Below are 19090 nucleotides of genomic sequence, written 5' to 3'. Positions count from 1 at the left end.
TAACGAATACTCTCCTTATGACTGAATTGATTTCAGGGAAGAAAGCAAACACCTCCCCTTCATTGCTGCTGGTCAGCCAGTTTATTTTTAATACCGGTTTTTATGCGGTAGTGCCTTTTCTCGCTATTTTTTTGCGCGATGACATGCTGTTGTCCGGCGCCGCGATTGGCCTGGTGCTCGGTCTCAGAACCTTCTCGCAGCAGGGCATGTTTCTGGTGGGAGGGGCACTGACTGACAGGTTCGGTGGGCGTGCCATCATTCTGTGCGGTTGCGTGGTCCGAATCAGTGGTTACCTGCTGCTCGCCACCAGCGCCTCGCTATGGGGCGTCATTCTGGGAGCCTGCCTGACAGGGATTGGCGGTGCGCTCTTCTCGCCTGCAATCGAGTCGCTGATGGCACTGGCGGGGACGCAAAGTGAAAGGGAAGGCAAGCGCAGCCGTTCAGAATGGTTCGCGTTGTTCTCTGTTTGTGGCGAACTGGGTTCAGTCATCGGTCCTTTGCTGGGGGCATTGCTGACAGAATACAGCTTCCAGAGCGTGGCCCTTGGCGGGGCAGGCGTCTTCCTGTTTGCGCTGATTATGCTCTATTTCATGCTGCCGACAGGCACCAGCCATCATGGTCAGCTTAAAATTTCCCCCTGGTGGACGGCATTCCACCAACGCCGCTTTGTTGCCTTTATCGTCGCTTACAGCGCGTATTTATTCAGCTATAACCAGCTCTATCTGGCGTTACCCGTTGAGCTGCGCCGCTCGGGGGGAAGTGAAGCGGATCTCGGCCCACTGTTTATGCTGGCCTCCGTCATGATCATTTTCCTGCAATTGCCTCTGGCACGGTTTGCCCGAAAACGCGGCGCATCACAGATTTTGCCTGTGGGCTTTTTGCTGCTGGCACTGTCATTTTTTAGCGTCGCGCTGTTCGCCAGTACCACACCACCAGACACGCTGTGGCGGCTGCTTCCCGCAGTTTCACTGGTCACGCTACTGACGCTGGGCCAGATGATTATTGTGCCTGTCGGCATGGACATGATCCCCGTTTTTGCGCGGGATAAAAATCTGGGCGCGCACTACGGAGCACTTTCCTCCATGGGCGGAATCACCGTGCTGGCCGGCAATTTTGCCCTCGGCGGGCTGCTGGATCGCGCACTTATCCCTTCTTCGCAGGCTTTAGTGCCATGGCTACTTATGGGCTGCATTCCGTTATGCAGCGCGGTGGCCATGCTGTTTATTTTACGAACGTTTAAAACGACCTCCGGGAATCAATAAGGACAGATAAATGAATATGGGTAAACCTTTATGGCCTGTTTATGGTCTCCTGTCAGCCACCTTATTACTGACTGGCTGCTTTAATGAACCGCAGGACGAATCGGTCAGCGCCAGCGAGGGCAGAATTAAAGTGGCGCACCTTCTTCCACCGCGTTCCGGCCTGACGCCGCTCAGTGATGATGCCTTTAAATTATCGCGCTGGAGCACGGCTGAAACCCTGGTCGTACTCAACAGCGCCAGTGACGCACAGCCTGCGCTGGCAATGCGCTGGGAGCAGATCAATGACACAACCTGGCGTTTTGAATTGCGCCCGAACGTCAAGTTTCATGACAACACCGATCTGACCGCGCAGTCGGTGGTTAACGCGCTGAGCGTTGCCGCTAGCGCCAAACCAAAACCCCGTATTCTGGATGGCGTAACGCTCACAGCCAAAGCAGACGGCGAAAATGCTGTTCTGATCGCGACTGAAAAACGCGATCCTCTTCTGCCTCAGCGGCTTTCCAGCCCCCAGTTGGCCATTTTGTCGCTGAATGCTTACAAAGAAAATGGCGTGGTGAATCCGGTTAATGCGGGGACCGGGCCATTCATTCTGCGCAGCGTGAATGGCACCAGCAGTGCCGCGCTCGATCGCTTTGATGGCTACTGGGGCGAGAAGGCGAAAGCCAGCGGTATTGACGCAAGTTTTGTTCCGGACGGGGCCGCGCGCGCAGCCGCATTACGCACTGGCACGGCGGATATCATCGAAGCAATTCCTGTGTCTCAGGCCCCGCTTCTGGATCAATCACTGGTTCATGAAGTGCCGATGCCGAGAACCAATACGCTTTATCTCAACACGGCGCAGGGCGTGATGAAAGATCCCGCGATGCGAGCCGCAGTCCGTGACGTGATTAACCGTCAGCAGATTGTTGATAATGTTTATGAGAAACGTGCCGACGTCGCGCAGGGGCTTCTGGGCCCAGCCTTGCCATGGGCCGCACCCCTGCGCAAACCGGTGACCAACCCCGTTGCGGCGGGGAAACCAGACGGCGCCACAATCACCCTTGCAACGTTCAGCGATCGTGCGGAATTGCCTGAAGTCGCGGTTTATCTTGCACAGCAGCTCACTGCCGCCGGGTTTACCGTAAAACAAGTGGTCCGCGAGTATTCGCAGATTGAAGCTGATGCGCTGGCCGGAAAGTTTGATGCCTTTATTCTGTCGCGTGCAACCGTGCTGGATTCCGGCGACCCGGTTGCCTACATGTACAGTGATTTCGCCTGCGAAGGGTCGTTCAATATCTCCCAGCTGTGCCGCCCGGAAATTGATGCAGCACTGAAAAAAGCCAGTGAAACGCCAGCGGGTGAGGCCCGACGTCAGGCCATTATGGACGCTGAGAACATGATCCTTGCCAGCGATGCTGCGATACCAATGTTGCATGAACGCGTCATTCAGGGAGAAAGTGCGGCACTGAAAAATGCGCTCCGTGATCCTCGCGAGCGCACGCTCATCAATAGCCAGACCCAGTTAGTCGCTGGTGAACAGACGACTGCTGCACAGTAAAACAGGGGGTTATTGATCAATGAGCGAATCGCTGTACTGCCGGACCTGCGCCAGGATCCATCGGGCAAGTAACCTGCCAAAAGGCTTAGTGGCAACGTTGTTGTCGCGGATAATTACGCTGACCGGTATTATCGTGTTGATCGGGATGCTGCCCTGGCTTTCGGGCCAGGATCCTGCCATGGCGCTGCTGAGAGCGCGTTCTGCCGAACAGGAAGCAACCCCGGAAGCGTTAGCAGCGATTCGCCAGTCGCTGGGGCTCGATCAGGGCCCAGTGCAGCTCTTGCTGCACTGGCTCAGCGGTCTCTTGCAGGGTGATGCCGGTGACTCCTGGATATCAGGGCGTCCGGTGCTGCCTGGCATGATCCAGGCAGCCCAGGTGTCACTGACGCTGATGCTGATGTCCGCCGGGGTGGCACTGCTGCTGGCGGCGATGATTTGTCTGCCGACGTTTCGGCGCGGCCTGCAGGGGCGGTTATTTCGTTCGACGGGCTTTTTCGCGTCAGTATTCACCGCATTACCCGAATTTCTTCTGGCGTCATTCTTACTGGTCGTTGGGGCCGTCTGGCTGGAGTGGTTTCCTCCTTACGGCTGGAACGGCCTGCACTATGCGGTGCTGCCCGCGCTGGCAATGGGGATCCCGGCGGGCGGCTATCTGGGGCGGATATTCTCGGATGCATTAGCGGCAACCTTCAGTGAAAACTGGATAATCACCTGGACCGTCTCCGGGATATCTCGCTGGCACATTACCTGCGCGGTAATTAAGCGAACGCTCTCGACCGTTATGCCGTTAATTGGTCTTATTCTGGTGTCATTGACGGGCAGTGCGGTGGCCGTGGAAAAGGTCTTCGCCATTCCGGGCCTCGGCAGGGCAACGCTCGGTGCCGTGGTTGCACAGGATCTTCCGGCGCTGCAAACGGGCGTGCTCTTCCTGCTCATCATTGCATTTATGTTCGGAATGCTGTGTGCGGGGATCAGATACCTCATTCTGGGTCGGGCATTACGCACGTCCTCTCTGCCGGTCACTAATGAACCTGACGGAAAAAAAGGGAAATTGTCGCTGGTGCTTCCGGTCGCCTGTGGCGTTGCGTTGGCCGTGCTTCTGCTTATTGGTCTGCCCCGTGATCCTTACTCGTCTGAGTTTATGCGACTGGCTCATCCTTCCTTTTCGCTTCCCTTTGGGGCCGATGCCATGGGGCGTGATTTGCTCGCCAGGGTGGCCCACGGCACGGTGCATACCTGCATGCTGGCGCTGATGGTGTCGCTTATTTGTCTGCTCCTGGGACTGGTTATTGGTCTTTTCCCCCGGGTGTTTGTGGGGCCAACAGAGATGGCAAATGCGCTGCCTCCGGTGATTGCGGGCTTAATGGTAGTTTCCATCAGCGGCCCCGGCAGTTCAGGTGCGGCCATTGCGATTGCAGCAGTAGGCTGGGCGCCTCTTGCCACACATACCGCTGCGCTGGCGACAGAAATTCGCGCCAGAACTTATATCAACATGCTTCCTGTTCTGGGCGTTGGCTGGCTGCGTCAGAATCTGTTTTATATTTTTCCGGCGCTGATTGGCCCTCTCTTTCGCCATGCGATGCTGCGCTTACCGGGGATCGCCCTGGCTTTAGCTTCACTGGGTTTTCTCGGGCTGGGCGCATCCCCGCCGGAGCCGGAATGGGGAAGGGTGCTTGCGGAAGGGATGCCTTATCTGGAGCGCGCTTATTGGGTCGTTCTGGCTCCTGCAGTCGCGCTTGCGGTTCTGTCTGTGATGGGAGTCAGTCTGGCAGGCCTCACGGGTAAAAAAAAGTGAATGCTTAACACGTTGCTGTCACCGTGACGTCAACGTCGAGCACCTTTAAACAGGTGATTCAGTTATCAGGATTAACCTGAGATTATTTTGAAATAACTCTGCACACTTTTTCACCGAAAATATGCTGGTACCTGTCGACGGGCAAAGCTAGATTGAGATGTTGAGTTAAACAAGGGGGCAAAAATGAAAGTGTTAAGTATTGTCGGGGCAACGTTGTTGGTCACGTCATTCCATGCAGCAGCATTTGTTTCTGTATCGCCGGTGCCTGCGGGGCAAAATGCGAACGTCAGTTCGGCCATAAACAACGGACACGCTATTCCTTCTGAAGCGGCCAATGCTGACATAACAAAGTTCATTCCGATCGCTGGCTGTCACTGTGCTTTCTGTAACTCATTGCGTGCCGCTAACCTTTGAACCCTTCTTCAGGTCTGGGTATATCAACCCTGAATCCGCTCCTGACGTGCAGCAGGCCACGAATGTGATGGCCTGCCGCCGCCTTTCACCTGCACGCTACGTTACCGCGTAGTCGTTTATTTCACCCTTTTCGGGCTGACTTACCGCATCAAATGCTTCCTGCACATTCTGCACATTCCATTCACACATCTCCACGCAGCGTACCTTCTGTCATTTGATCTGCTTTGCACCAGGGCGCGCGCAGATTGCTGATGCCGGGAAGTAGTTACGCCACAAATGTCGAGTTATAACATATCATTTGTGGGCCGTTGATGACGGTACCGGCTGGTGCGTGAAGTCCGGCCCATTCAGAAAGAAGACACATGGCACGTTGCCCCTGTGCATTGATTCAAAGAGAACGCTGTAATCGTTGAGGGTGCTCTCGATAGTTTGTTTGCGATCGCTCTGATGCTGATTTTTGCTAACACCGCTCTGGATATTTCCTCTCTTTCATCAAGTGAAAGAGCCAACGGATGCCGCTTTCGGACAGGGGGACGATATCCACCATAGTGGGCATAATAGAAGAATGATATCTGTCGAACATTCTGGCGATATCATGCAGGGAATCACCTTGCTTATACCTGTCCCAGATAATCGCTTTCTGTTCTGGCGTGTAGTTAATACGCGTTCTTCGTTTCATGGCAACCCCCGTTACCTTATTCATACCCCTTATAATGGGGTGTTAGCCAGCCAGGCCCGGCATGATTACTGCCCCCAGTCGTCCATGATCCGGGGGGGCGGGATGTCATCGGGTCTGGTGGGGCGCTGGTAACCGCTAATAGGGGTCAGGTCAGGCGCTTTTGCCGGGACCGTCTGTAACGTGGATGCCGGTACCTGCTCCCTGTGGTTATCTGGTTAAGGCGCTGCGCATCAGATCCAGCTGTTCGGCTGCATCCTCACCCAGATAACTCAGCAAGCCACCACACTCCGGGCAGCAGGGTTCTGCGGGTAATAACCGTTTTTCATCACGGGGGAGTTATTCGGGGAACGGTCTGACGCAGCGGACGCTGCACTGCCGGACCATCCACTTGACCAGTCAGCGTATCGCTTTCTTTCTGAAGCCGGTTCAGGTCAGCTTCCATCTGTGCGATACGGCGGGATACCTTTTCGGAACGACTGCCGAAGTTCATTCGACGGAGTTTATCCAGTTGCGCCTGCAGAGGGTCTATTTCACGCTTCCGGTTGCTCAGCTTTTCCTGCAGGGCGTGGATCAACGCTTCCTGTTCGGCTAGGCGCTGTTTTAGCAGAAGGATGTCGTCAGAAGATGTATCATTCATAAGTCCATATTTTTCCAAGCTTATTCTGCGACAACCAGGATAAAGAGGCCTACAACATGGTCAGGGATGTCAGCAACCGCTTTGGCTGTCTCCAGTCGATATCTTCCATCAGCATCGCCAGCTGCGCCGGCGTCAGGAACACTTTGCCATCGCGTGCCGACGGCCAGGCGAAGCGGCCGCGCTCCAGCCGTTTTGTCAGCAAGCACAGCCCGTCACCGGTAGACCACAGCAGTTTGACCTGACTGCCGCTGCGGCTCCGGAAGATGAAGACATGGCCGGACATCGGATCGTCTTTCAGCATCGTCTGCACCTTTGTGGCGAGACCATTGAAGCCGTTGCGCATGTCGGTGATACCGGCAACCAGCCAGATTTTTGTGCCTGTTGGTAATGGGATCACCGATTGAGCTCCTGTATCAGAAGAGTCAGTAGCTTTTCGCTGACAGTGCCGTTGAGGCGGAGCGTTCCGTGCCGGAATGCCACATCACAGGTGATATTGAGGGTCTCCGGCTCTTCTGCTGGCAGTTCTGACTGCACAGCCAGTGGTCCAGTTGGGGCGTCGAGTGTTACAGAAAGTAGCTGAGGAAGGTCTGTCGAAGGCAGCAGGAGTTTACCTTCACGCCACTGCTGACGCCATTTGAACAACAGATTGGCGTTAATGCCATTTTCAAGCGCCAGTTTTGAGATGGATATCCCGGGTTCGCAGGAGGCGGCAACGAGCTGATGTTTTAACTCAGGAGAATAATTAGACAGCCCTTACGCCTGCCGGGAGTCACATTTTTCTGCATATCTGACACTTTGGTTCCCACTACTTATTTGGTGGACACCACTTTGTCGGATGCATCAGATTATGACCAGACGGTTCACGCTGTACGCTTACTTACAATCGCTGGCGTCGTCACAGTGCCTGTGGTGGCCTCAGCTCGGAACAATTTGAAAACCAGAATCTCGCTTAGGGCTGTGTCCACATTACGTGGGTAGGAGCAGTGAACAACGTCAGCTTCCTGAGCGTAATGTCCAGAATGTAAGATTATCAAGTCTCTATAGTGTGGGCGCAGCAAGGCTGCCCTGAACGAGACTAATTAACCAGTTTCATGAGAACCATACCCGCAGTGATAAGCGCCAGACCAGCGGCAACTTTTCTGCCAAATCGCTGCCCAAATACTACCCAGCCAATGGCAGCGGTAAGTACCACGCCGCAGCCCCCCCAGATGCCATAAGCTGTCGCCATATCAATCCCCTTGAGGGCCCGGGAAAGGGCGCTAAATGAGGCAAGAATACAAATTATCCCGGTAACACCAGGGACAATGTACTTCATGCCTTCTGAGCGTTTCAGAAAGAAGTTTGCAGTTACTTCCAATACGACAGCAATAAACAAAAAAAAGTAAGACTCATTAAACATCGGTATGCCCGTTTTCATGCTCTCCGGTGTTAACCAGTATCACACCGGCAACAAGCATTATCAGCGCGACAGCTTTAAACGGCGAAATCGCTTCGTTGAACAAAAACAGGCCAATGGCGGCAATACAGATTAGCCCAATTGATTCCCAGGTGGCATAAGCAACAGATAACGGGATCCGCTTGAGCGCGAGAGCCATTAATGTAAAAGATATGATAATGGTCAGGTACATCAGCGCCAGAGATGAGAGGCTGTCACTGTGGGAGGTCATTTTCATGAAGACCACGCTGAACACCTCTGAAGTGATGGCCAGTATCAAAAACAGCCATGCTTTGAGCATAATTTCCCCCTGTTTACGGAATGAGATAATGTCAGTAATAAGCTTTGGGGTAGATGAGGAGAAGACAATAACCTTTACTGATATGACATGATGTTGTAATAATAGTATTAAATTTTATTAGAGCGAGTGCTCAATGTCAACGGTGGTTAAACCCATGCACACCTGTAAAAACATGAGGCAGCTTCTCGTGGATAAAGCGATACGACTGTTTCTTGTTAAGGGACTGGACAACGTTAAGTCCAGAGATATCACTGAGGCCATGAATATTTCCCGCAGCCATTTATATCACTACTTCAGCAATATGAAAGAGCTTCAAACCGAATCGTGCAGGCATTTTCTGGAGGAGGAAACCCGTCACTTTCGCTGCCTGATGGCCGGGATGTCCTACGATGATAAGCTGGCGGCCTTCGTAGACTATTATCTGCCCAGTCATAAGGATGACAGCTGGAATCTTTACGGCGATATCTGGCACAAGGCCGTCCGCGACTCCGATTATGCGCAGCTTGCCAGCCATATTCACCATCTCTGGTCGGCACTTCTTGGCGAGATCTTTTCTGAAATGCATCCCCCCGCACTCGTTTCCCGAATGGCACGAACGGTCATGGCCGCGCTGAACGGATACGCCAGCACCATGATGCTGGGCGAATACGCCAGTAGTGCGCAGGACGCGATGGACGACATCCTCGTCCTTATCTCCGGGCTATCCCGGCCGGGGCTGACTGCCCTGCGCTAAACGGTTCTTTCCCACATCCATTTTCTTCTCCTCCATCGTATGACAACTAACTGTCCATGTCATTCGCGGATTAAAAAAATACAGATAATACCTGATACTGATTCCCATTACCGGGTTGACATTTTTATCTTAAAGAAAATAAAATATTTAGAATATTGAGCGAGCGCTCAAAGTATGTGGGTAGGATAACTCGTTTCGTCAGAAATTTTGAATGATGATGGATATATTGCACCCATTAAAATGGCTATTGGCAGCCTGGTAGTATCTGTTCTCATAAACATTATAGGCAGGCTAAATAGCGGATCGCTCAGTCACACTACAAACCCGGGACATGTATGGATCTGAAACCGCAATACCGAGAACTAGAGGAAAAGGACTACCAGGATGTCCTTGATCTCGTTACAGAAACATGGAATTACGCAGAGTGGGTGCAACCAGATATGATTGCTTCCATGGCTGGATACTTCCTCAATGATGCCTTACTTGTCTCTGACCGCTGTATCGTTGCCGAAATTGACGGGCGCTTCGCGGGGATAGTGACTGCAAGCGTTGGACAATGCAATCGGCTGACAGGTTTTCTGATGCAGCAGCAACTGAACATTCTTATGACCCTGACTGCAGACCTCTCAGGGAGAATCGGGGTATTTTATCAATATCTTCAAACCAAAAAAATTAACCAGAATATGCTCAACAGCGTGACAGGAAGATTTGACGGGCATATTCCGCTGTTCATCGTGAAAAGCGAGTTTAAGGGGATGGGGCTAGGATCTGCTTTATTCTCACAGGTGATGGATATTTTTAGGCTTAACGAAGTTAAAAACTACTTTCTTTTCAGCGACAGCGCTTCTAACCATGATTTTTACCGGCACAAAGGTATGACGAAGATCAGAAATCACACTTTCTTGTGGGATGAAGCTGATCCCGCTACGGCTGAAGATTATTATCTTTTTGAGGGGCGGGTGGCGAAAGGATAACACATATACAATATACTGCTTTATCATTGATATTATTCCCCCAAATGCCGTTTCACGACCAACGGCATTTGACAGGCTTTTATGCCATCAGCAAAGTTGAATGTCGCTCTTTAAGAGCCAGTAAATATTTTGCCTCGACGTTACAGGCTATCTTCTTCCAGCAGCGACAAATCATCTGTATCCACGTAAAAATCAGTGCACGACTCGCGGACTGATGAGATTTTCCATTTTCTCTCGATATCAGATAATCCAGTCTGGCCAGGATGATGTGTTACAGTCATCGCAGCCCTTCAACGGACGTCTGACTGACGACTTAGCCCATTGTTAACTCCAGTGAACCCAGAACTTCTTGCCACTTCGGTCCGATACAAGTGCTATCCTGGCGTAGTTTTGAACTTATTCAGTGCCGTCAAGCCGCTCGCGGTTATTGCCCTGCGCCTCGAACATACGTGGTCCATCCCAGGAAGTGAAATACACAATTCTGCATCGGGGGGATATCGAACAGCGATCTGCTCATCATAGGTTCCAATAATTGGCCGCACCACTTTAATTTTATCGCCAACGGTGTTGCCATCGATGCATTGGTTTCTATGAAGCTTTTGTCTGAGTTGAGTGGGAGCCTACTGGCAAAATTCGCTACTCGCACCGCAGGCCCTAAAACATCGATTATCAGAACACCAACAACTTGTCTAAAAACTATATTAAGATTACATCTTAAAAAGTGACACAATATTTCTGGAGTTTCAAAGAACTAGTCTAATTCCTGTTTTAAATGCTCAATAAATGTTCTTGTGAGTGGGTTGATATATCTTGATTGTTTTTCAATTGCATATAAATAATGCGATAACCCAGAGTGATAGTCAGGCAAAATATGAACCAAAGTTCCTGCTTTAATATAAGCAGTAGCCAGATAGTCTGGCAGGCAAGACACTCCCTGGTGATTTAGTAAAACATTCAGTAATGTCAGGCTTGAATTTGATGTAATCACTGAATCTACCGGAACCAAAACTTCTCCATTAGCTCCTGAAAATATCCAGTTATCATGGTATGCCATCACCGGATTAGTTATGCAACGATGATGGGTTAAATCGCCAGGTATTTGTATTTGTGGCTTTCCTTTAAGATATTGAGGAGAACAACAATATATCCAGTTAATCATACCAAGGTAAATATGACTATCAGACTCATTGAGTTTTTTTGTAATCCTAAGCACCATGTCAAAATTGGTTTCTGATAAGTTAATGATATTATCATTCAGGTCAACATGAAACTTCACTTGAGGAAATTTCGTCTGATAAGACATAATATACTCAGGAAGAACCTTTGAGCCATAGGCAACAGAGCAGGATAATCTAAGATGCCCCTCAGGTTCGGAGAAACTACGCACCTGTGTAAACATATCTTCACATTCCTGCAATAGCAGGATTGCGCGGTTAAAAACTGCTTCGCCATGCTCAGTAAGAAAAATATTCCGTGTGGTTCTTCTTATGAGTATTTTCCCCAGTTGCTCCTCCAGTTTAGACAGACTTTTGCTAACAGCTGAACGAGAGAGGCCAAGTTCTTTGGCTGCTTTCGTAAAACTCCCCGTTTCGATTATTCTGACAAATACACTTAGTTGATTTAATGTACCTGAACTTAACATGTTATTCTCCGGTTTATCATAATTAATGAGTTTAACAAATGTTAATGATGATGTCCTTCCGTTTTTATGATCTATTCCGCATGAAAATGATAAAAGCCATAACAAAGAAACTGTGTTTCCAATTATTCAACAATGAGTTGAGTGTTATTCATCAAACCATTGGCTTATACAACTTCGGTCACAAAATAAAGTTTTAGTATTGGCGGAAATTAAAGCTATGTGGTTATGTAAAAAGCGAAGATGTTTCTTGTTTAACTAACTTAATGGTAACATCATGAATAGCAGCTCTGAAATTTCCGTAAGAATTACGCCAAAAAAAATACCCTTTACAACTTACGATACAGGATGGGTTATTCTTTGCATTGGAATGGCCATAGGGGGCGGGATTATTTTTCTGCCAGTTCAGATAGGACTGAAAGGTGTTTGGGTATTTACGCTATCCGTTCTTATTGCTTACCCGGCACTCTATATGATGCAAACTCTTTATCTTAAAACATTATCGCAAAGCCCTGAATGTAAAGATTACTCAGGAGTTATAACATTCTATCTTGGAAAGAACTGGGGGTTCTTCCTTGGCGTGGCATATTTTATAATGCTTCTCAAAGGAATGTTAACCTACTCACTGGCAGCTACCTTCGATAGCGCATCGTATTTCCAGACATTCGGAATAACCGCTGATAAATTGTCGGATAACTGGTGGTACGGACTCGCGGTGTTAGCCTTACTCGTCAGTATTGCAGCCCAGGGGGAGAAATTGCTGTTCAAAATCTCAGGCCCCATGGTACTGGTAAAGTTGGCAGTGGTGGTGCTGTTGGGGCTGGTTATGATCCCTCACTGGGATATGCGGAACATCAGTAACATTCCTCCTATTGGAGAATTACTGGTGGGCACAGTTCTGACCCTGCCGTTTACATTGTTTTCGATCCTTTTCGTTCAGATCCTCAGTCCCATGAATGTTGCCTTCCGCAAAATAGAATCAGATCCGCAAATTGCAACCCTGAGGGCCTTGCGAGTTAGTCGTATTTCGTATGGAATACTGGTGTGTGCCGTACTCTTTTTCGCATTTTCATTTACCTTTTCCCTTAGCCATGAACAGGCAACTGAAGCTGCACAAAACAATATTTCCGCGATGGCCATCGTGGCAAAAGTTATCCCAGGAGAAGTTGTCCGAATAATGTCGGTTCTTCTGAATATCTTCGCCATCGTTACTGCTTTTTTTGGTATATTCCTTGGTTTCCAGGAAGCAATGAAAGGAATTGTAGTGAATGTTCTTTCGCGCTTTGTAGATGAAAAGTCGATAAATGAATCGGGAGTCAGCATCGGAGTTTCAATTTTTATCGTTCTCTTATTGTGGGTGTGGGTACTGACGCACTTCCCTGTCTTGTTGTTACAGCAAATAGGTGCGCCTGTTTACGGAATTGTCTCTTGTATCATTCCTTGCTACCTCGTGCTCAAGGTTACCCAACTCAGAAAGTATAATTCCTGGCGAGTGCTGTTTATCTCAGCAACAGGTGTGCTGCTCTGCCTTTCGCCATTTTTTAAATTGTTCGAATAATAGGATATCCAATGAAACAAAATTCCGAACTGCAAAAATTTAAAGTAAGTACGCAATTATCAATGCTGGGCAGAAATCCGGATGAGCAGAGTGGTTTTGTTAATGCACCAGTCTACCGGGGGTCGACTGTTGTTTATAAAAGCTGCGAAGATATTCGTAATAAAAAAGCGCGATTTTCCTATGGAACAGCAGGGACACCAACAATTGAGAATCTGGAAAATGCATGGTCTGTTCTAAGCGATGCAGCTGGAACGGTTATTTCACCATCAGGACTTGGTGCCCTGGCGCTGGCCCTTTTTTCAGTGACCAAAGCTGGAGACCACATTCTGGTTACTGATTCCGTTTATCGTCCAACGCGAAATTTCTGTAATACGCTACTGGCAAAATATGGAGTATCTGTTTCCTATTATGACCCACTTATCGGGAGTGATATTGAAGGACTCGTTCAGGATAATACCCGGGTAATTCTTCTTGAATGCCCGGGTTCACAAAGCTTCGAAGTTCAGGATATTGGAGCTATTGTTGCCGTAGCCAAAAAATATCGTATTAGCACAATTATAGATAATACCTGGGCAACACCTTTATTTTTCAGCGCTCATAAACACGGTATTGATCTTTCCGTTGAAGCAGGAACAAAATACCTCAGTGGTCATTCAGATCTGCTGATGGGACTGGTATCGGCAAACGCATCTCACTGGCCAGCATTACGTGAAGCATATGATGCAATGGCTATGTTGCCCGGTGCCGAGGACTGTTTCCTTGCGCTTCGGGGATTGCGTACGATGCACCTGAGGGTAAAAGAAGCAGAAACGCGTGGTCTGGAAATGGCAAACTGGTTAAAGAGCCAGCCAGAAGTCAGCAGGGTATTACATCCTGCCCTTGAGGATTGCCCGGGGCATGAAAACTGGAAAAAATTTTTCACTGGCTCCACGGGTCTTTTTTCAATCGTACTTAAGGACCAGTTTAACCAGGATAATGTCGATAACATGCTGGATAACATGAGTATTTTTGTGATGGGGTTCTCCTGGGGAGGATTTGAAAGTCTCATTATTCCTTTTAACTGCGCTGAATACCGGACGGCTACTCAGTGGTCTCCTGAAGGTATGACCCTGAGGCTTCAAATTGGTCTTGAGGACATGGATGACCTGAAACAGGATTTGAAGGAAGGTCTGAAACGACTGTATAACAGGTAAATCAGGTCTCTGCAGAACCTTGTGAGCACAGCTGACAGGGTTCTGCACAACATTATAAAAGCTATTGATCCGACTCTTCTTAAACAGTGTCCACATTCCTCTTGAGCCAGCGGATAAACTCATGCATGGCCGACGTTTCGCTTTTTTGCATAACTAGGAAATAGCTGCCGGATATCAGGGTTCCGAAGCTGTCCAGTCGGACGAGTCGGCCGCTCATTAGGTGTTTCGCACAAAATATAACTGGAACAAGAGTGATACCCAGGTTCTCCTCAGCAGCCTGAATTGCGGCAAAAGTATGGTCAAAGTAAAGATGACGGGTGACATTTTGTGGTAATGTCAGACCCTGGGCAGACCATTTACGCCACAAATCGTTGCGAACGCGGATATGGATGAGTGTGTTATCTGCTGGTTGTCCTTTCTGCTTCAGAAGATAAGCAGGGCTGCACACCAGCACACTTTTTTCTTCAAGAAAAGGTATAGCTTCCATGTCCGGAAAATGAGTGGGGTCGCGTCGAACAGCAATATCGGAACCAGGAGTTACCATACCCGTGCTGGTCATGACGTTGATATGAATATGTGGGCAGGCCTGATGAAAATCAGCTAGTCTCGGTATTAACCAGTACATGGCAAAAGTGGGCAGGCAGTTAATGGTTACATGCTGAATTGCGACTCTTTCCATAAAAGACGCTTCAGCCGCTGCCAGATCACCCAGTATTGTTCTGCAACTCAAAGCAAATGCTTTTCCCTTCTCTGTCAGTTTTACCTTTTTATGCCCCCGGTAAAACAACTCCTCGCCCAGCTTAACTTCCAGGTTTCTGATATGGCGACTGATTGCTCCGGTTGTCAGACAAAGCTCTGCCGCGGCCAAAGAAAAGCTCTCGTAACGAGCCGCAGCTTCAAACGCAAGCAAATGTGGGATGGTGTGAACTCGTGTCATTGATTGATTATAACTCAACCACTGTGTTGCTAAAAGATCGATTGTCGCCGTCTTCGGTACTTACTAAGGTTTTGTATCCAACTCTAAAAAGTATATTACTGGTGGCGAAATTGAATGTATTTTATCTCTTTTGTATTGGACGGGCTTCATGCTGTATAGGCGCGATGGTTTTTGCAGGGGGGCTCCCCGTAACGCGAAACGAGTGGCATATGGATGCTTCTTCAGCAGGTTCGCTGCAGACGATATTGAATTTCAGCAATGCACTTGCGCTTTTTGCCACGTCCTGGCTAAGTGACTATTTTGGTCCCCGGAGAGTATACCTTACATTTTCATGGCTCGGGGGGAGCGCGTTACTTTTATTCGGAATTTTTGCCCATTCTTATATTTCTGCTGCGTTACTGATAGGATTTATTGGTCTGACGCAAGGAGGAGCATATACCCCTGCAATTATGCTCGCGATTCAGATGCACAGCGCTGCTAAACGAGGTTATGCCGTGGGTATGATTCTGGCTTGCGGTTCCCTTGGATATCTCCTTTCTCTTTTTATTTCATCGTGGGGGGCTTCAAACTGGGGAACAGCGATGGCATTTTATCTGTGTGCCGGTTGTGTTTTTGTCGGCGGCATTACGAGTAGCCTTGCGCTAAACAAATTTTCTGATCTTGAACCCTCGAAGCCACCACATTCCCGGGATAAAGATAAAATTAATAGATGGAATACGATGACTTTACTCTTGTTAACTGGATACATCGCGCATTGCTGGGAGCTCCTGGGGAGTTGGGCGTGGACACCAAGCCTTTTATATACAGCTCTAATCCCTGTTCAGAATAGCCCGGTGGTGAATAGTATGTTGATTGCGACAGTCATTCATCTGTCAGGTATGCTCTCGACAATTATTGTTGGAACCATTTCGGATTATTTTAACAGAACAGCTGTGTTAATTGTAATGGGGGGGATGGGGGCTTTGTGTTCAGTGCTTACCGGCTGGTCAATTGTATGGGGGACGGGTTGGGTTCTTGTGTGTGCTTTCATCGGAAATTTTTTCATTCTGGGAGATTCAGGCGTACTTTCTGCAGCTATTGCAGACAACGTCGAACCGAAGGTTCTTGGTCGAATAATGGGTATCCGCTCCCTGTTAGGGTTCGGTATTGGTTCCTTCTCTCCATTGTGCTTTGGTCTTGTTATGGATTTAACAGGTAGCTGGGAATTTTCCTACAGTCTACTGGCCGCAGGGGGAGGCGTGGCATTTTTAGCTGCGATAATGATGACTTGTAATAAAATAAAGAGCTGCGCCTGACAATATCAGTAAAGTCTTCAACGATAGCACCGTGATTTCCATCAATGGCGTAGGATAATGATTCTAATATTACAACCTGTGCACAGTGAGAAATGAAACTCACTTGTGCCAGCAATGTTACTTTTTTCAGGTATATTTCATGGGGCGATTTAGCTATCTCACTAATCGGGTCCTTTCATGACTGTTGTCGGGTAAATATATGCGGCATTGGTATTTAAAACAAAAGGTTGCTGAAGTGCCTCAGCAACCTCTTCTTTCGTAGTATCCGTTTTGCATGCGAAAGAAACAAGAGAGGCAATACATCCGTCATTGTTAATGATTCAATGAAAGATTCTTCGGGATAATTTTACCACTTATGGATACTTCTCTTTACGCCATCTTAAACGACTCTGAGGTATCTGTTAACGCCGTGGCGAACCTTATACTTCGATGGGGAATCATTTTTTGCCTCAGGAAGAGGAATGAGGCGAATGTGATCGTTATTTCGGCTCTAACCACATAATCAGTATGAAGGCCGGAAATAATACTGAGGCATTCTGGTTTATAACTCTTTGCACCCGATGTTTTTCCCAGTTAACGCCAGTGATATAGGAATCACTAATCCCGATCATTCTTAGATATTCACTGGCGGATCAAAACTAGTCCTGAGGTACTCATCAACCTAAGATGTTGACTTTGATACAAAGGTGCTCTGTAATAGTTTGATTTAAAACAGATAGCCAGAGGGTGCAATCACGGTGTCATATTTGATAAATTATATTCAATAGTACAATGAAATTATATAGCGTAAATATATTGCCAGCGTCCTTCCATCATTTATACTTATCGAAAAAAGTTGATCGAGAATAGTTTTCCTTCAACCATACCGAAAACCTTTAACATAATTATGTGTAGATTGTATGTATTTTATGTAAATTTAGGAGGAATTATGAATTCCATGGCTGTCGAAAGAAAAATCCTTCTTGCCGAAGATGACATTGACATTGCCAGAATTGTTGTTGCTTATCTGGAACGTGAAGGGTTTGGTGTTCTCCATGCAACGGATGGATATGCCGCGATGAAAATCGCTGAGCACAATCACCCTGACTTTGTTATTCTCGATATAAAAATGCCTAAAAAAGATGGCTGGCAGGTATTAGCCGAGTTACGTAGATTTACTGACGTACCAATAATGATGTTGACTGCTATCGATACTGATATTGATAAAGTCTTCGCTCTGAAAACCGGCGCAGATGATTACCTGGTTAAGCCATTCAATCCTGCTGAATTAATGGCGCGCATTCATGTCATTTTAAAAAGGAGTCATTATCATCAGCATAACGAGAGCATGACTACTTTTAAAAGTAAAAATATGGAGGTGAACAAAATAACTCATCAAGTGTTAGTCGGTTCAGGAAGGGTTGACATATCAGCAGAATTGACTTCAACTGAATTCAAAATATTATCACATCTTATTCGGCATCCAAAAAGAGTATTTACACGAGAAGAGCTCATTAATGCATGTCTCCCGGAGGGTAATGCAAGTGAGCGAACCGTCGACAGTCATGTCAGTAAACTCAGAAAGAAAATTCAACAGGCAGGGGTCTATTTTGTGCCTGAGAGTGTCAGGGGTTTTGGCTATCGTTTAGGGGATTAATAATGAGAAAAACAACTATATTATATCGACTCTTTCAGTTGTTGATTATATTAACGCTTTTAGTAATATTCCTTTCAACCGTCATCTTTTATATCTATGCGTTTCTTTTTTATAGCAAATATGATGATCTTCTCCCTGATTTATCAGATTATCTGATTACATTAATATCTACCCTTGCATCCATATTTCTTGCATTCTTTTTTGCTTTAATATTCACTAAGCGGTTATCTCCGCCTCTAAGTTCAATCGCCAGTGCAGCAAGGGCAATTGCAGAGGGGAATTTAATTGCAAGGGCACAAGCTGGCGACTATAAGTTATTAGAACTAGATAATCTGGTAAGAGATTTCAATTTAATGGCGGAAAAACTTGAAATAATGTCGAAAAATATGCAAATCTGGAATGCTACTGTTGCACATGAGTTAAGAACGCCGGTGACTATTTTAAGGGGGAATTTACAAGCTGTTCTTGATGGTGTGATAACTTCGGACACCGAACATACATTATTACTCCTAAAACAGACTGATAATCTCGCTTCCATCATTGATGATTTACGAATAGTCAGCCTTGCTGATACTGGTCAATTCAAACTGTACCGGGAGCATATTGCTATTGATGAATTGTTGAGTGACATCTATAGATACATGAAGTCAGAATTCAAGCACCACAATAAGATCTTAAACTTAGTTGTAGAACAGAGTATTGGATATGTTGATGAATTACGTTTAAAACAAGCAATTATGGCCCTTCTACATAATGCTTTACAGTATTCAGTAGAGGGAATTGTATCGTTTGGATGTCGTGTTATTGATGAGGAATTGATAATCACGGTTGAAGACGAGGGGCCTGGTATACCTGAGGGTTATCGCAAAAAAATATTCGAACCTTTTTACCGTATTAACGAATTCCAGTTCGTAGCCAGAAGTTCATCCGGGCTTGGATTATCCGTGGTGAAAGCCATTGCAGATGCACATGGTGGTAAAGTGCGATGTTCAGAAAATTCAATGGGGGGGGCTGCATTTAGCATTGTACTTTCAATGAATTATAATTGATAATGAATGCCATATG

At 47.5% G+C, this 19090-nt stretch carries 17 protein-coding genes and 3 pseudogenes; 12 read left to right on the top strand and 8 right to left on the bottom strand.

Translation table 11 applies throughout. From position 1 onward, the window contains the following. Window positions 1-17 precede the first annotated feature (17 nt). The 4 genes from ACJBF3_RS10935 (at window position 18) to ACJBF3_RS10920 (ending at window position 5008) form a co-directional block, all read left to right on the top strand. Window positions 18-1262: an MFS transporter gene (locus tag ACJBF3_RS10935; RefSeq protein ID WP_191599853.1), complete on the top strand. Its 1245-nt coding sequence runs from the start codon at window positions 18-20 to the stop codon at window positions 1260-1262. A gap of 10 nt (window positions 1263-1272) precedes the next feature. Then, on the top strand, window positions 1273-2799 hold the full coding sequence (locus ACJBF3_RS10930; protein ID WP_191599854.1) for an ABC transporter substrate-binding protein: 1527 nt from the start codon (window positions 1273-1275) through the stop codon (window positions 2797-2799). A gap of 19 nt (window positions 2800-2818) precedes the next feature. Then, window positions 2819-4594: an ABC transporter permease subunit gene (locus ACJBF3_RS10925; protein ID WP_191599855.1), complete on the top strand. Its 1776-nt coding sequence runs from the start codon at window positions 2819-2821 to the stop codon at window positions 4592-4594. Window positions 4595-4777: 183 nt separating this feature from the next. Continuing rightward, the gene (locus ACJBF3_RS10920; protein WP_191599856.1) at window positions 4778-5008 is read left to right on the top strand and encodes a hypothetical protein; all 231 of its coding nucleotides are present in this window, start codon (window positions 4778-4780) and stop codon (window positions 5006-5008) included. Window positions 5009-5409: 401 nt separating this feature from the next. Here ACJBF3_RS10920 and ACJBF3_RS10915 read toward each other — a convergent pair. The 4 genes and pseudogenes from ACJBF3_RS10915 to ACJBF3_RS10900 all read right to left on the bottom strand — a co-directional run. After that, window positions 5410-5687 (bottom strand): annotated as a pseudogene (locus ACJBF3_RS10915) (helix-turn-helix domain-containing protein); the annotation flags it as partial. Window positions 5688-5906: 219 nt separating this feature from the next. Then, window positions 5907-6324 (bottom strand): annotated as a pseudogene (locus ACJBF3_RS10910) (IS66 family transposase); the annotation flags it as partial. A gap of 49 nt (window positions 6325-6373) precedes the next feature. Continuing rightward, on the bottom strand, window positions 6374-6721 hold the full coding sequence (gene tnpB, locus ACJBF3_RS10905; protein WP_191599857.1) for an IS66 family insertion sequence element accessory protein TnpB: 348 nt from the start codon (window positions 6719-6721) through the stop codon (window positions 6374-6376). Then, window positions 6718-7008 carry a hypothetical protein gene (locus ACJBF3_RS10900; RefSeq protein WP_406545065.1) on the bottom strand — a complete coding sequence of 97 codons (291 nt, stop codon included), beginning with the start codon at window positions 7006-7008 and terminating at the stop codon, window positions 6718-6720. Before ACJBF3_RS10900 ends, tnpB begins: the two co-directional genes overlap by 4 nt. Before the next feature lie 194 nt (window positions 7009-7202). On the opposite strand from ACJBF3_RS10900, the pseudogene ACJBF3_RS10895 reads away from it, so the two are divergent. Further along, window positions 7203-7277: pseudogene (locus tag ACJBF3_RS10895) on the top strand (IS3 family transposase); the annotation flags it as partial. Window positions 7278-7399: 122 nt separating this feature from the next. Here ACJBF3_RS10895 and mdtI read toward each other — a convergent pair. Both mdtI and ACJBF3_RS10885 read right to left on the bottom strand, forming a co-directional pair. After that, window positions 7400-7741: a multidrug/spermidine efflux SMR transporter subunit MdtI gene (gene mdtI, locus ACJBF3_RS10890; RefSeq protein WP_224770506.1), complete on the bottom strand. Its 342-nt coding sequence runs from the start codon at window positions 7739-7741 to the stop codon at window positions 7400-7402. Next, window positions 7716-8060 (bottom strand): DMT family transporter, encoded by a 345-nt coding sequence (locus tag ACJBF3_RS10885; RefSeq protein ID WP_406545041.1) that lies wholly within the window; start codon window positions 8058-8060, stop codon window positions 7716-7718. Before ACJBF3_RS10885 ends, mdtI begins: the two co-directional genes overlap by 26 nt. A gap of 154 nt (window positions 8061-8214) precedes the next feature. On the opposite strand from ACJBF3_RS10885, the gene ACJBF3_RS10880 reads away from it, so the two are divergent. Beyond that, window positions 8215-8793: a TetR/AcrR family transcriptional regulator gene (locus tag ACJBF3_RS10880; RefSeq protein WP_406545040.1), complete on the top strand. Its 579-nt coding sequence runs from the start codon at window positions 8215-8217 to the stop codon at window positions 8791-8793. Between the two features lie 335 nt (window positions 8794-9128). Further along, the gene (locus ACJBF3_RS10875) at window positions 9129-9767 is read left to right on the top strand and encodes a GNAT family N-acetyltransferase (protein ID WP_191599860.1); all 639 of its coding nucleotides are present in this window, start codon (window positions 9129-9131) and stop codon (window positions 9765-9767) included. A 751-nt stretch (window positions 9768-10518) separates the two neighbouring features. Here ACJBF3_RS10875 and ACJBF3_RS10870 read toward each other — a convergent pair. After that, the gene (locus ACJBF3_RS10870) at window positions 10519-11409 is read right to left on the bottom strand and encodes a LysR family transcriptional regulator (RefSeq protein WP_191599861.1); all 891 of its coding nucleotides are present in this window, start codon (window positions 11407-11409) and stop codon (window positions 10519-10521) included. 274 nt (window positions 11410-11683) lie between these two features. Between ACJBF3_RS10870 and ACJBF3_RS10865 the strand changes: the two genes are divergently transcribed. Together ACJBF3_RS10865 and metC are read left to right on the top strand one after the other, a co-directional pair. Beyond that, window positions 11684-12964 carry an amino acid permease gene (locus tag ACJBF3_RS10865; protein WP_191599862.1) on the top strand — a complete coding sequence of 427 codons (1281 nt, stop codon included), beginning with the start codon at window positions 11684-11686 and terminating at the stop codon, window positions 12962-12964. Between the two features lie 11 nt (window positions 12965-12975). Then, complete coding sequence (metC, locus tag ACJBF3_RS10860) at window positions 12976-14157, top strand: cystathionine beta-lyase (RefSeq protein ID WP_191599863.1); 1182 nt, start codon at window positions 12976-12978, stop codon at window positions 14155-14157. Between the two features lie 79 nt (window positions 14158-14236). Here metC and ACJBF3_RS10855 read toward each other — a convergent pair whose 3' ends face one another. Beyond that, window positions 14237-15112, bottom strand: coding sequence for a LysR substrate-binding domain-containing protein (locus tag ACJBF3_RS10855; protein WP_406545038.1), 876 nt, complete (start codon window positions 15110-15112; stop codon window positions 14237-14239). Between ACJBF3_RS10855 and ACJBF3_RS10850 the strand changes: the two genes are divergently transcribed. From ACJBF3_RS10850 to ACJBF3_RS10840, 3 genes are all read left to right on the top strand, one after another. Continuing rightward, a complete protein-coding gene (locus ACJBF3_RS10850) occupies window positions 15088-16389 on the top strand; it encodes an MFS transporter (RefSeq protein WP_318173680.1) in 1302 nt (433 codons plus the stop codon). The two genes, ACJBF3_RS10855 and ACJBF3_RS10850, sit on opposite strands and share 25 nt — an antisense overlap. 928 nt (window positions 16390-17317) lie before the next feature. Continuing rightward, window positions 17318-18025, top strand: coding sequence for a response regulator (locus tag ACJBF3_RS10845; RefSeq protein WP_406545036.1), 708 nt, complete (start codon window positions 17318-17320; stop codon window positions 18023-18025). Between the two features lie 2 nt (window positions 18026-18027). Then, a complete protein-coding gene (locus tag ACJBF3_RS10840) occupies window positions 18028-19074 on the top strand; it encodes an ATP-binding protein (RefSeq protein ID WP_406545034.1) in 1047 nt (348 codons plus the stop codon). Window positions 19075-19090: the final 16 nt, after the last annotated feature.

Source organism: Enterobacter sp. PP-008-ECC_S150 (genome assembly GCF_045257065.1).
Lineage (GTDB): Bacteria > Pseudomonadota > Gammaproteobacteria > Enterobacterales > Enterobacteriaceae > Enterobacter > Enterobacter chengduensis.
Note: the sequence above shows the minus strand (reverse complement) of the source record. Positions and strands in the feature narration are given on the sequence as shown.